The 12,583-nt window shown below is 64.1% G+C and carries 9 protein-coding genes; 4 read left to right on the top strand and 5 right to left on the bottom strand.

Annotation, left to right across the window (positions count from 1 at the left end):
- Positions 1–27 precede the first annotated feature (27 nt).
- Entirely contained in the window at positions 28–1,395 is a 1,368-nt protein-coding gene (gene pmbA, locus ACNA1V_RS13270) for a metalloprotease PmbA (protein ID WP_415834080.1), read from the bottom strand.
- Between the two features lie 109 nt (positions 1,396–1,504).
- Here pmbA and yjgA point away from each other — a divergent pair, with 109 nt between their 5' ends.
- Together yjgA and ACNA1V_RS13260 are read left to right on the top strand one after the other, a co-directional pair.
- Positions 1,505–2,089 carry a ribosome biogenesis factor YjgA gene (gene yjgA, locus ACNA1V_RS13265; RefSeq protein ID WP_415834079.1) on the top strand — a complete coding sequence of 195 codons (585 nt, stop codon included), beginning with the start codon at positions 1,505–1,507 and terminating at the stop codon, positions 2,087–2,089.
- A complete protein-coding gene (locus tag ACNA1V_RS13260) occupies positions 2,086–2,769 on the top strand; it encodes an alpha/beta hydrolase (protein ID WP_415834078.1) in 684 nt (227 codons plus the stop codon). The genes yjgA and ACNA1V_RS13260 overlap by 4 nt, the downstream gene beginning before the upstream one ends.
- 73 nt (positions 2,770–2,842) lie before the next feature.
- Here ACNA1V_RS13260 and ACNA1V_RS13255 read toward each other — a convergent pair whose 3' ends face one another.
- Positions 2,843–5,296, bottom strand: coding sequence for a bifunctional acetate--CoA ligase family protein/GNAT family N-acetyltransferase (locus tag ACNA1V_RS13255; protein WP_415834077.1), 2,454 nt, complete (start codon positions 5,294–5,296; stop codon positions 2,843–2,845).
- Between the two features lie 81 nt (positions 5,297–5,377).
- Between ACNA1V_RS13255 and gltX the strand changes: the two genes are divergently transcribed.
- Together gltX and ACNA1V_RS13240 are read left to right on the top strand one after the other, a co-directional pair.
- Entirely contained in the window at positions 5,378–6,790 is a 1,413-nt protein-coding gene (gene gltX / locus ACNA1V_RS13250; RefSeq protein WP_415834076.1) for a glutamate--tRNA ligase, read from the top strand.
- Between the two features lie 2,182 nt (positions 6,791–8,972).
- A complete protein-coding gene (locus ACNA1V_RS13240) occupies positions 8,973–9,536 on the top strand; it encodes a YggT family protein (RefSeq protein WP_415834075.1) in 564 nt (187 codons plus the stop codon).
- A gap of 189 nt (positions 9,537–9,725) precedes the next feature.
- Here the strand turns inward: ACNA1V_RS13240 and ACNA1V_RS13235 are convergent, their stop codons facing one another.
- The 3 genes from ACNA1V_RS13235 to prmA all read right to left on the bottom strand — a co-directional run bounded on the left by ACNA1V_RS13235 (position 9,726) and on the right by prmA (position 12,550).
- On the bottom strand, positions 9,726–10,229 hold the full coding sequence (locus tag ACNA1V_RS13235; RefSeq protein WP_415834074.1) for an outer membrane lipoprotein: 504 nt from the start codon (positions 10,227–10,229) through the stop codon (positions 9,726–9,728).
- Between the two features lie 295 nt (positions 10,230–10,524).
- On the bottom strand, positions 10,525–11,469 hold the full coding sequence (locus ACNA1V_RS13230; protein ID WP_415834073.1) for a carbohydrate kinase family protein: 945 nt from the start codon (positions 11,467–11,469) through the stop codon (positions 10,525–10,527).
- 163 nt (positions 11,470–11,632) lie between these two features.
- Positions 11,633–12,550, bottom strand: coding sequence for a 50S ribosomal protein L11 methyltransferase (gene prmA, locus ACNA1V_RS13225; RefSeq protein WP_415834072.1), 918 nt, complete (start codon positions 12,548–12,550; stop codon positions 11,633–11,635).
- Between the last annotated feature and the right edge of the window lie 33 nt (positions 12,551–12,583).

Genomic DNA, 12,583 nt, shown 5'->3' with positions numbered 1-12,583 from the left:
AGAAACCCGCGAGTTTAGCATGAAAAATCAGGAACCTGCCACTGCCATCTTGTCAATCAAAATCGAACCGCTGGTTTTCGCGCCACGCGTGATCGCGTCCGCACCGACGGCAACTATCCCCTTGAACATATCCAGCAGGTTCCCGGCAATCGTGATCTCCTCCACCGCATGGACGATCTCGCCGTTTTCCACCCAATATCCAAAAGCGCCGCGCGAATAATCACCAGTCACATAATTCACGCCCTGACCGATCAGCTCGGTCACCAACAGACCCGTGCCCATCTTCTTGAGCATCGCACGGAAATCATCCGTCTTGCGGGTACGTGTCGAACGCAACACCAGATTGTGCGAGCCACCGGCATTTCCCGTCGGCGGCAAACCCAGCTTGCGCGCCGTATAGGTGGACAGGAAATAGCCCTGCAGCACACCAGCATCCACCACGCGGCGCGCCCGCGTGCGCACGCCCTCATCATCGAACGCCGCGCTGCCGCCCTGCCCAGGCAGGAACGGATCCTCATCCATCCGGATATGGCTCGGAAACAGCTGTTTGCCCATGCCATCCAGCAGGAACGACGCTTTACGGTACAAAGCGCCGCCACTGGCGGCGCGCACCATGGCGCCCATCAGCCCCAGCGCCAGCGGCGCCTCGAACAGCACAGGATAATTACCGGTAGGAATGCGCCGCGCCGACAAGCGCGACAAGGCACGCTGGGCGGCATAGCGCCCCAAGGCATCAGGGTCTGCCAGATCTGCCGGATTCAGCACGGCGCTATACCAATAATCGCGCTGCATGCGATTGCCGCGTCCGGCGATCGGCGCCACCGACAGGCTGTGGCGCGAATAGGGATAGCCCCCCATGAAACCGCGCGTATTACCCAACACGAAATGCCCTTCGCTGGCATTGATCTGCGATCCATCGCTGTTGGTGATCATTTTGCTGACCGCACGTGCAGCCTGCTCGGCGCGCAACGCCAGCCGGGCCGCCTCGTCGGCATCGAGCGCCCAGGGATAATGCAGCTTCAGATCGGGAAACTCCGTCGCCAGCTCATCCGCATCCGGCAGGCCGGCCGCCTCATCCTCGCCGGTATAGCGGGCAATATGCCAGGCGGCTTCCACCGCGGCCCGGATCGCCTGCGGCGAAAAATCGGAGGTGCTCGCAGAACCCCGCCGCTGCCCCGCATAGACCGTCACACCCAGCGAACGATCGCGCGTCTGCTCCACGGTTTCGACATCGCGGCGACGCACCGACACGCTCAGCCCCTGGCTTTCCGAGACTTCGGCCGCCGCATCGCTGGCACCCAGACTACGTGCGTGGCCCAGTGCCAACTCGACCAGTTCGCGGAACAATGCCTGATTCGCGGCAATCGGTAAAAAATTCGAAGAAGAATCTGCCATGACTTTCCCATACGCTGAGGCGGGTATCATAGCCAAGTCGCCGCAAGCATGACGAAGTTTCGTCCGCCTGCCGCCATTCTTTTTCATTTGCCTCATTCAGGATTTCCCCATGCGCCCGCCCGCCCACAACACGACAGACGAGTTCGACGAGGAGGATCTGTCCCCCAGCAAATCCCAGGTCAAACGTGAAATGCACGCCTTGCTAGACCTGGGCAAAACGCTGATCGAACTGCCTGTTGACCGCTTGAAACAACTGCCGTTGTCCGAATCGCTGTATGAAGCGATCCGGGCCGCACAGCGCATCAACAGCCATGGCGCACGCCGCCGCCAGACCCATTACGTCGGCAAGCTGATGCGCGACGCACCCGCAGACGCCATCCGCACCCAGCTCGACATCTGGGCCAACGGCTCGCGCGAACAAACAGCCAGCCTGCATCGCATCGAACGCCTGCGCGATCGGCTGATGCAAGACGACCAACCGCTGACGGAACTGCTGAACCGCCATCCGGACGTCGATATCCAGGCCCTGCGCGCCCAGTTGCGCGCCGCCCGCAAGGAAGCCGCAACCAACGCGACGCTGCCGGAAAGCCACGAACCGCAGCGCAAGCACTATCGCGCCCTGTTCCAGACACTCAAATCACTGTTCGATGCTGAACAGTCTGCCGCACCCTCTGAACCCGATATCGAATCATGACTTCCGCTACCGACCTGCTGGACACCATCGAACTGGAAACCGCGCCCAACCCGACACATGCCGTCATCTGGATGCACGGCCTGGGCGCTGACGGCAATGACTTCGCGCCCATCGTGCCGCACCTGTCCTGGCCGGGCGCTCCAGCGATCCGCTTTGTTTTCCCGCATGCGCAGGTGCGGCCGGTCACCATCAACGGTGGCATGCCCATGCGCGCCTGGTACGACATCTTCCAGATGGCGGCCGGCGCCCGCGAAGACGGCGCGGGCATCCGCGCCTCCGCCGACCAGATCGAAGCGCTGATCGCCCGCGAAAAGGCGCGTGGCATTCCTGCTGCCAATATCGTCCTGGCCGGCTTCTCGCAAGGCTGCGCCATGACGCTATACACCGGGCTGCGCCACCCCGAAACGCTGGCCGGCCTGGTCGCCCTATCCGGATATCTGCCCCTGGCTGACTCGCTGGCCCAGGAACGCAGCCCGGCGAACCAGCAAACGCCTATCTTCATGGCGCATGGCACCCAGGATCCCATCGTCATTCCGGCCCGGGCCGAAACGGCGCGACGCATTCTGGATAGCCTGGGCTACCAGATCGAATGGCGTACCTACCCCATGCCGCACTCGGTCTGCCCGCAGGAAATCGCCGACATCGCCGTCTTCCTGAAAACCGTACTGTCCGTGCAATAAGCGCGCCACCCTCCCGGCCAGCGTGCCGCCGCCCGATGCGGCACGCTGCCGTGCCGGCCACGCCAGCCGGCCATCAGCGCGCCGGCCTGAGCCCCAGCCAGACCCGTCGCATGCTCGGGTCCTCGGCATCCACATCATTGGTGAAACCCAGACTGGTCATCAGGCCCAGCATCGGACGGTTGTTTGCCAGCACCAGGCCGTCGATGTACTCCAGCCCCTGAGCCGCGGCCGCCTCGATCAGCGTCCCCATCAACTCGCGTCCCAGCCGGCGCCGCTGCCAGTCGTCCGCCACGACCAATGCATACTCCGCACCGCGCCCGTCAGCATTGCGCAGATAATGCGCCAGGCCAATGATGATCTCCATCGGCAGGCCGCGATTGGCAGGATTCGGCACCCGCGTCGTCGCCACCAGCGCGAACTCACGGTGGTAATCCACCTGGGTATAGCGCGCCAGCATACGCGGCGTCAGCTCCCGCATCATCGACACGAAGCGCATATAGCGGGTTTCTTCCGACAGCCCGCGAATGAACGTCTGCAACAGCTCGGCATCGTCCGGACGGATGGGCCGTATTTCCCAGGGCGCGCCATCCGCAAACTGACGCTGCCGCACCCACTGCATCGGGTACGGATGTATCGCCATATGCGGATAGCCGCTGGCAGCCGGCCGTTGCGCCGGCAATTCTGCCAGACGGATACGCATCCCGCCGGCCGTCAGGCCGGCATCCCCTACATACAGCGGGTCGATGTCGATCTCCCGCACATCCGGCAGCTCCGTCACCAGATCGGAAATCCGCTCCAGCGCAACCCGCAAAGCCTCTTCAGCCACCGGGCTGATATGGTCGCGCAGCACCCTTTGCCACAGGCGGCTGCGTTCCATCAGCTGCCGTGCCAGGAACGCATTGAGCGGCGCCAGATCCGCCCCCCGATCAGGCGCCTGCATGCTTGCCGCCGCACCGCCCGCCCCCAGGCTCAGCACGGGGCCAAAGCGGCAATCCGTACGCACCCGGATGGCGGCTGGCGGTTCCAGCGCGTCGCCCGGTGGCTCACACCCGACGTACGGCCCGGCCACGGGTACCAGAAACGCGCGCAACAAGGCGCGGCATTCGGCGGGTTCCAGCTCCTGGCGCGCCGCTGCCCTGGCATGCGCCAGCACACGCTCGGCCCCGGCAATATCCGGCGCCTCGCCATGCTGCTCGGGTGGCTGGGTCTGGATCAGCAACTGCTGGTTGTAATGATGCGTGGCCAACACGCCGAAGGCATCGGCAGCGGATTCCGGCGTCCGAAAAGCCGGCGTTCCGGCATCATCCATCAGACGCCGCAGCGGGCGCATGCCGGCATCGCCCATCAAGCAGGTAATGACCGGCTTGCGCGCCTTGGGCGCCAACTGCGCCAGGCGCGCCACCACGCCCGCCAGATCCGAACGGGCATCCGGCGCCAGCAAGACCAGCACGCCTTCGACATTGGCGTCGTCCAGCAGGCACAACAGCAGCTCTGCCACGCGATCCGGCGTCAAGGGCGCATAGGTAATCACCGGATTGGAAGGTTTGGCAGCCGGTTCCAGCAACTCCGCCAGGCGCTTGCGTGTCGCCGCCACCAGGTCCGCCTGCAACACCGCCGACGCCGGCCCCATCAGGTCCAGCGCCAACTGCGGCGGGCCACTGCCGTTGGACAGCAAAGCAACACCGCGCCCACGTGGCCGCCGCGCATACCCCAGCACCTTCAGCGCCGAGAACAGCTGTACGAAATAACGTACCCGCACGGCGCCGGCGCGCCGCAAGGCCGCATCAAATGCGTTATCGGCCCCCGACACATCCAACGCGCGTCCGGCTTTCAGCACCACCACCGGCTTGACCATGGCAGCGGCGCGCAATGCACTCATGAACTCGCGCGCAAACCCGACATCTTCGACATAGAGCGCGATGCTATCGGTCCAGCTATCGCCTGACAGAAAATCCAGCACCTGGGGCAAACCGATCACCGCCTCGTCGCCCAGCGCCACGGCCACGGAGAACCCGATATGGGCATCATCCGCCCAATCCATTACCGCCGCCATGAGCGCGCGCGATTGCGTCACCAGCGCTACTTTGCCGCGCCGCGCCAGAATGGGATGCTGGCTGAGATTCAAGCCGGCAGGTGGACGTTGCACACCAAAGGCATTGGGACCCAGCAACGCACACTGATGACGCAAGGCCCAATCGCGGCACAGCGCCGCCGTCACCGCCGGTGCCGGATCCGCCTCATCGGAGGGCAGCAGAATGGCCGCATGCGGCCGGAACGGTTCCAGCCGCGCCAAAGTCTCCAGCAGCACGGAAGGCCGCACGCCGACCAGGGCCAGATCCAAGCGCGCGCCCGGCGCCAGCCCACAGAGCGTTTCTGGCAATGCCGGCACCTCGCCCGGCACGCATTCCACCCGTGTCACGCGGTCGCGCAGTGTGGCCGGCAGACTCTGCATAACAGGCAAGGCACTATCGGCCATGACCAGCAAGGTGCGCGGATCAAACAGCGGAGCAATAAGATGACGCAACATAGTGGGTGGCGCTCCATTAAAATGATACGGATACCATAACCCTACACGCACTCACGGTGGCATGAAAGCAGTATTCACACCATGCCACCCGCGCCAGCCATGACCACACCCGTACGCACCCGTTTCGCTCCCTCTCCTACCGGCTTCCTGCATCTGGGCGGCGCTCGCACGGCCCTGTTTTCCTGGGCCTATGCACGCCATCACGGCGGCACCTTCGTCCTGCGCGTCGAGGACACGGATGTCGAGCGCTCCACGCCGGAAGCCGTCCAGGCCATTCTGGACGGCATGCGCTGGCTGCACCTGGATGCAGACGAAGGCCCGTTCTATCAAATGCAGCGCATGGACCGCTACCGCGAAGTGCTGGCGGGCATGCTGGATGCCGGCACGGCCTACTACTGCTACAGCAGCCCGGAAGAAGTCGAAGCCATGCGCGAAGCCGCACGCGCCCAGGGCCTGAAGCCGCGCTATGACGGCACCTGGCGCCCGGAGCCCGGCAAAACGCTGCCGCCGGTGCCGGAAGGCCGCAAGCCCGTCATTCGCTTTCGCAGCCCGCTGGATGGCGAAACCGCGTGGAACGACATGGTCAAAGGCCCCATCCGCTTTGCCAACAGCGAGCTGGACGACCTGATCATCGCCCGTCCTGATGGCACGCCGACCTACAACTTCTGCGTGGTCGTCGATGACCTCGACATGAATATCACCCATGTCATCCGCGGCGACGACCACGTCAACAACACGCCACGCCAGATCAACATTCTGCGCGCCCTGGGCGGCAAGGTGCCCGAATACGGCCACCTGCCCATGATCCTGGGCCCGGACGGCGAGAAGCTGTCCAAACGCCACGGTGCCGTCAGCGTCATGGAATATGACCGCGACGGCTACCTGCCGGAAGCCATGATCAACTATCTGGCGCGCCTGGGCTGGAGCCATGGTGACGATGAACTGTTCACCCGCGAACAATTCGTTGAATGGTTCGACCCCAGCCATCTGTCGCGCTCGGCTGCGCAATGGGATCCGAAGAAACTGAACTGGGTCAATGCCCATTACATCAAGCAGACGCCGGACGCTGACCTGGCCAAGCTGGTTGCGCCGCGTATCGCGGCCCGTGGCGGCAAGGCAGACATCGACAATCTCGAAGCCGTGATTGCCCTGCTGAAAGACCGCGCCGAAACCCTGGAGCAACTGGCTGACGGCGCCATGCTGTTCTGCGGTCCGCATGAACCGGCATCCGACGCCTTGGTGCAAGAACACCTGGGCGACGGCAACCGTACCCTGCTGCGTGATTTTGCGGCGCAGCTGGCGGACACGCCGTGGCAACGCGAAGCGCTGAACGCGCAGGTCAAGTCCTTCATCAAGGAACGCGGCCTGAAAATGCCGCAACTGGCCATCCCCTTGCGCGTGGCGGTCGTTGGCCGTACCCAGACCCCCTCCATCGACGCCGTGCTGGAGCTGCTTGGCCGCGACACGGTGCTGGCTCGCCTGAACCAGATCTGAAGCCCGGCGCAACGGTCATTCAAGACGACATGACACATCGCCCCGCACGCCTGAACGACCTGTATTCACCAGGAAGGCAGCGGGGCGGTTTCATCCTTCCGGACACCATCACGCAAGCCGTCCTGCCAGACATTTTTTCCGTGTCGTCAAACGCCCCTGCCCTTGGCCTGGAGAGTCAGCATTCATGCCTCTCCCGCCCAAGTGCTGCGCCTGAAACCACACTGTCAGAAAAGCAACGCTGGAAATTGGCCGCAAACATCCCAATCCAGGCAAATTCCCCTATGATTGAGGTATTTCCGGCCCCGCCCCGATCGGCTACGAACTTGTCTATCACCACGCCCGTGTCTGGCACGATCTTTCCGACCGCCGTTTCTGTACCTGCCTCTGATCAAAGGCAGGCGCACAGCATCGCTCATCCCTATGCGGAAGAGGCGGTGCCCCATCCCCCATCCCCGACAGATTTACATCGAGGCAGGCAGTCCCCAGCCTGTCAGCGCCATTTGAAATGGCTCGCGCACACCACGCGGGCCATATCAAAGGGTTGCACGATGTTCATTGGCATTTCCCCGGCTCGCAGCCTTCCCATGCGCGCAGAATTCGCCAATGAATTTTCCGGGCAGCTAAGTGCCAGCTTAACCGGCAGTTACTGCGCGCGTTGATGTTCTGGGAACCCTGAGAGAACCTAAGGAGCAATACCATGGCAACAGCCACCAAGACTGCGGCAAAAGCAGTCAAGAAACCCTCTACCAAGAAAACTGCCGACCAAGCTGCCGCCGCCCCCGTGACTGCGCAAGCTGGCGCGCAACCGGCTGCTGCCACTTCCGCTGCCAAGGCACCGGCCAAAAAGGCCGCTGCCGCCAAGGCTGCGGCCAAGCCCGCTGCAAAACCGGCTGCCAAGGCTGCACCCGCCAAGAAAGCGGCTGCTGCCAAGAGCGCAGACGCGACTGCCGCCAAGGCACCGGCCAAGCCCGCTGCAAAACCGGCTGCCAAGGCTGCACCCGCCAAGAAAGCGGCGGCTGCCAAGAGCGCCGACGCGACTGCCGCCAAGGCACCGGCCAAGGCTGCGGCCAAGCCCGCTGCAAAACCGGCTGCCAAGGCTGCACCCGCCAAGAAAGCGGCGGCTGCCAAGAGCGCCGACGCGACTGCCGCCAAGGCACCGGCCAAGGCTGCAGCCAAACCCGCTGCAAAGCCGGCTGCCAAGCCCGCCCCCGCCAAGAAAGCGGCTGCGGCAAAGAGCGCCGACGCGACTGCTGCCAAGGCNCCNGCCAAGGCTGCGGCCAAGCCCGNTGCAAAGCCGGCTGCCAAGCCCGCCCCCGCCAAAAAGGCTGCCGCCAAGAGCGCGGACGCTACCGCTACTCAGGCACCGGCCAAGGCTGCTGCCAAACCCGCCGCAAAACCGGCTGCCAAGCCCGCTGCCAAGGCGGCTCCGGCCAAAAAAGCGGCTGCCAAGAGCACGGACGCTACCGCTGCCAAGACGCCCGCCAAGGCTGCTGCCAAACCCGCAGCCAAGCCTGCTGCCAAGACGGCTCCGGCCAAAAAAGCCGCTGCCAAGACCGTAGCCCCCGCAGCGTCGGAAAGCAGCGCCCCGGCAGCAGAAGCCCCTGCCAGCAAGGTTCCCGTCGCCCCGGCTGACAAACCGGCTGCCAAGGCCAAGGCCGCCACCGCAACGAAGCCGGCAGCGGCAGATGGCAAGACGGCCAAGCAGCCGGCCGCCGTCAAAAAGCCCGCCGCAAAGAAAGCCGCAGCAAAGAAAGCCGCACCGGCCCCCGCTGCAGCAGAAGCCACACCGGCCAAGACCGGCAGCAATCCGGCCAGCGCCTGGCCCTTCCCGGTTGACGAGCGCCCCGCCGACAAGCGTTGATCCCACTCGGCCCGTCCCTCGGCGGGCCGAAACAGAAAGCGCGCCCCTCTGAACGAACTGCTCCCCGAGCGTTGGACATCACTCCAACTTCGGGGCAGGCAACTCGCTCCCGGGGCGCGCTTTTTTCATGGCAACAGCACGGCAAAACCGCCGCCGCGCTGTCACCACATCATGCGACAATGGCAGCCCGGCCATGGGCAAATGCACCCCACGGGAGTCGCCTTTCATTGTGCTCCCGCATAAAATCGCCTTGCCCGTTTGAGGTACCTGCGGCATGACATGCCCTACCTTGCGGCCATCTCCGTAATTTCAGGCTTATTCATGATCGGCGAAATCATTCACTTCCTGCTAGACATTGCAGCCATGCTGCTGGGCGCCGCCCTGCTGGCCCGCGCCTGGATGCTGTTTGTCCGGCTACACCCGTTCAATCCCATTCACCAGGCGATCTCTCAGGTGACGCAATGGCTGGTGCAGCCTCTGCGCAATGTGTTCCCGCTGCGCAGCCGTGTCGATTGGGCCAGCCTGGCCGCCGCCTGGCTGATCGCCCTGATCTACTGGTTCCTGGTCATCTGCCTGGCCCTGCAAAGCCTGCCCACGCTGACCATGGTGCCCTCCATCCTCGGCGCAGCCATCCTGACGGTGGCGAAATGGGGCTTCAATCTCCTGGTCTGGCTGACACTGATCCAGGCCATCCTGTCCTGGGTCAATCCGCTGGCGCCCGTCATGCCGGTATTGCGCACCATGACCGACCCGCTGCTGGCGCCTATCCGTCGCGTCCTGCCCACTCCGGGCGGCATGGATCTCTCGCCGCTGGTGCTGCTGCTCGGCGCACAGATCTGCGTGATGATCCTGACCCGTATCAGCTACCAGCTGCTCATGTTCTGAACCTGCGGCGTGCGTGCCGCCGTGGCCAGTTTGCGCCTGCCCCCGGCATGCGTCGCGGCCATGAAAAACCCCCTGCAAGCCGATAGCTCGGCTTGCAGGGGGTTTTTGTTTGGTACGGGATAGACCCTCCGCACCAGCCTGGAAGGCAGCCCCCCATCATGAGAGAGGCAGCCATCTTCCAAACGGCTCTTACATCGGCGCCACACGGGTCGGGCCCGCACCGCTGATCACTTGCACGCGCTGGCCTACGCTCAGCGGCACATCCGCTTCCTGGGCGATGACACGGGTTTCGCCGTTATCCAGCAGCACCGTGACTTCCACACCATTGCGGGTATTGATGTTCTTCTCAACGGCGCTGCCGGCCAAGGCGCCCAGGATGGCGCCGCCCACCGTTGCGATGGTACGACCGCTGCCGCCGCCGACCGTATTACCCACAACACCGCCCAAGGCACCCCCTGCCAGCGTGCCCACGGCCGTGGAATCATCGGATTGCAGCGTGATCGGACGCACCTTCTGTACCGTGCCGTTGCGGACGATCTGCTCGCGCTGCGCCTGGCCGTAGGTATAGACGGAACTGGACGCGCGCTGCGTCGAGCAGCCTGCCAGGACGGCCAGAGTTGCTGCCACGGCGACCACCGCCATGCCGCGACGGACGCCGGAACGGGAAGAAACTTGTACTTGTGCCATAGCCATGATGTCGCTCCTAATGTCACCATCACCTGGCTCCCAGCCAGGCGATGTCGCGGCAGGTCAGAATCGGCGGATGCCTTCAACCGAACCCGGCAGCCCTATTACAGGGACAGCCGACTACCGCAGAGAATCTCTATTCACATGATACATCCCGGCAAGCCGGAAACCTATTTCCCGGTCGAGCGGATACCTGAGAATCTGTCACAACCTTTATCAATGCAGACGGGCCCTGGCCCCGGCCTGGCGGCAGGATGCGCCGCCTGCCAGGTTTGTGCCCAAGGCCCATCGCCCGAGCCGCTTACAGCGGTGGCAATACCAGGCCGTAGCCCTGCTCCAGGCGCCTGGATATCTCTTCCCGTGCAGGCTGGTGCTGCTGCGGCCCGCGCGACGCGACTTTGATCGAACCCATGACGTTACCCAGGCGGCAGCTGTCAGCCCATGACCAGCCCAGCGATACACCGTACAGCAAGCCGGCCCGATGCGCATCACCGCAACCGGTCGGGTCCACGACAGCCTCGGCCTTCACGGCACCGATTTCCTCGGTCTTGCCATTGGTCCATACTGTCGCGCCGTTGGCGCCACGCGTCACGACCACTGCCTGCAGGCCCTTGGCGATATCCGCCATGTCCCGCCCGGTGCGCTGTTCCACCACGCTGGCTTCATAATCGTTGAGCGTCAGCACCTGCACCAGCTTGAGCATCTCTTCGATATCCTCGCCGCTGAACAAGGGCATGGCCTGCCCCAGATCGAAGACCGCGGGGATACCACGGGCATGCAAACGCCGGGCATGCGCAAACATGCCATCCTTGGCATCCGGTGCCACAATGGCCCATGCGCCTTCCGCCGTAGAAATATCGTTATCCGCAGCCAGCGCCATGGCGCCCGGATGGAACGCGGCAATCTGGTTATCGTCCAGATCGGTGGTCACAAAACACTGTGCGGTATAGCTGCCCGGCGCCACGCGCACCCATTCGGTGCTGATGCCCAGCTTACGCAGGTAGTCCAGATAGTCGCTGGCATCTTCGCCCACGGTCGCCACCGGCAGCGGCTGCCCGCCCAGCAGGCGCAGGTTGTAGGCGATATTGCCTGCGCATCCGCCATACACCTTGCGCAGCGACGGCACCGTGAAGGACAGGCTCAGGGATTGGATCCGGTCAGGCAGGATGTGATCCTTGAAGTGGCCTTCGAAAACCGCAATGCTGTCGAAAGCGATGGAGCCGCAAACCAGAATGGGAAAAGCCATAGTTGATTCCTCAATACAGTGAATACAGGCCGCCGGACCGATCCGGCAACGCTCACATCCGCCCGACGATATCCGGGCGTTTTATTCCCGCCCGAACACGGTGCGCAGCAACACATACCAGCGTAGCGGCCAGCAGCGTGTCGCCGCGCCCCTGGGCGCCCTTTCAGGCCGCCGGACGCTGCCCATGCAGACAGACCCAGCCTTCGCGCTCCTGCCAGACCGTCATTGCCAGCCAAGGCGCATAGGCGGCGGCCACTTCCTCGGCCTGGCGCGCCAGCACGCCAGACAGTACCAGATGCCCGCCCGGCAGAACACGGCCGGCCAGCATGGGCGCCAGCACCTTCAGGGGGTTGGACAGGATATTGGCGACGACAACATCGTACTGTCCATCCGCCAGACCATCCGGCAGGCTTGCCTGGATCGTCACGCTATTGACGGTCGCATTGTCCTGCGTGGCCTGCACGGCCTGGGCATCAATATCCACGCCATGAACGCTGTTTGCCCCCAGCATCGCGGCAGCAATCGCCAGGATGCCCGAACCACAACCGTAATCCAGCACATTGGCGCCAGCAGGCATGGCTTCCGCCAGCCAGGCCAGGCACAAGTGCGTGGTCGGGTGGCTGCCGGTACCGAATGCCAGGCCAGGGTCCAGCTGAATCGCGATGCCGCCTGCCGGTTTGTCCAGCGCTGCGCCTGGTTCCACGTGCCAGCTAGGCACGATGCGCACTTTGTCGCCAACCGCAATCGGCCCAAACTGCGCTTGCGTCAGCCGCACCCAATCAGCGTCGGGCACATCCCGCAAAGTCCAGTTTTCGGCCAGGGCCGCGTCCAGGCCGCTGGATGACAGGGCTGCCTCCAGCAACTGCGCCGGATCCGCCCCGTCGGGCAGCAGCGCCACCACGACGTTGCGGTTCCAGCCCACGGTTTCCGGCTCCGTCCCCGGCTCGCCGAACAGCGGCTGCTCGGCTTCGGTATCGCTATCCGCATCTTCGACCGAGACGGACAGTGCGCCAGCTTCGAGCAAGGCATCCGACCAGGGCTCCGCCAGGTCTCCCGGGCAGGACAACAATAACTCACGCATTTTTCTGGTTCCTGAAATAGGCATCGCCAGCAT

Origin of the sequence: Kerstersia similis, from assembly GCF_965139615.1 — a bacterium.
Lineage (GTDB): Bacteria > Pseudomonadota > Gammaproteobacteria > Burkholderiales > Burkholderiaceae_B > Kerstersia > Kerstersia similis.
Note: the sequence above shows the minus strand (reverse complement) of the source record. Positions and strands in the feature narration are given on the sequence as shown.

Coding starts and splice junctions, on each gene's coding strand:
- pmbA (WP_415834080.1), bottom strand. CDS start 1,395: ATGGCAGATTCTTCTTCGAATTTTTTACCGATTGCCGCGAATCAGGCA.
- ACNA1V_RS13260 (WP_415834078.1), top strand. CDS start 2,086: ATGACTTCCGCTACCGACCTGCTGGACACCATCGAACTGGAAACCGCG.
- prmA (WP_415834072.1), bottom strand. CDS start 12,550: ATGCGTGAGTTATTGTTGTCCTGCCCGGGAGACCTGGCGGAGCCCTGG.
- gltX (WP_415834076.1), top strand. CDS start 5,378: ATGCCACCCGCGCCAGCCATGACCACACCCGTACGCACCCGTTTCGCT.
- yjgA (WP_415834079.1), top strand. CDS start 1,505: ATGCGCCCGCCCGCCCACAACACGACAGACGAGTTCGACGAGGAGGAT.
- ACNA1V_RS13235 (WP_415834074.1), bottom strand. CDS start 10,229: ATGGCTATGGCACAAGTACAAGTTTCTTCCCGTTCCGGCGTCCGTCGC.
- ACNA1V_RS13230 (WP_415834073.1), bottom strand. CDS start 11,469: ATGGCTTTTCCCATTCTGGTTTGCGGCTCCATCGCTTTCGACAGCATT.
- ACNA1V_RS13255 (WP_415834077.1), bottom strand. CDS start 5,296: ATGTTGCGTCATCTTATTGCTCCGCTGTTTGATCCGCGCACCTTGCTG.
- ACNA1V_RS13240 (WP_415834075.1), top strand. CDS start 8,973: ATGATCGGCGAAATCATTCACTTCCTGCTAGACATTGCAGCCATGCTG.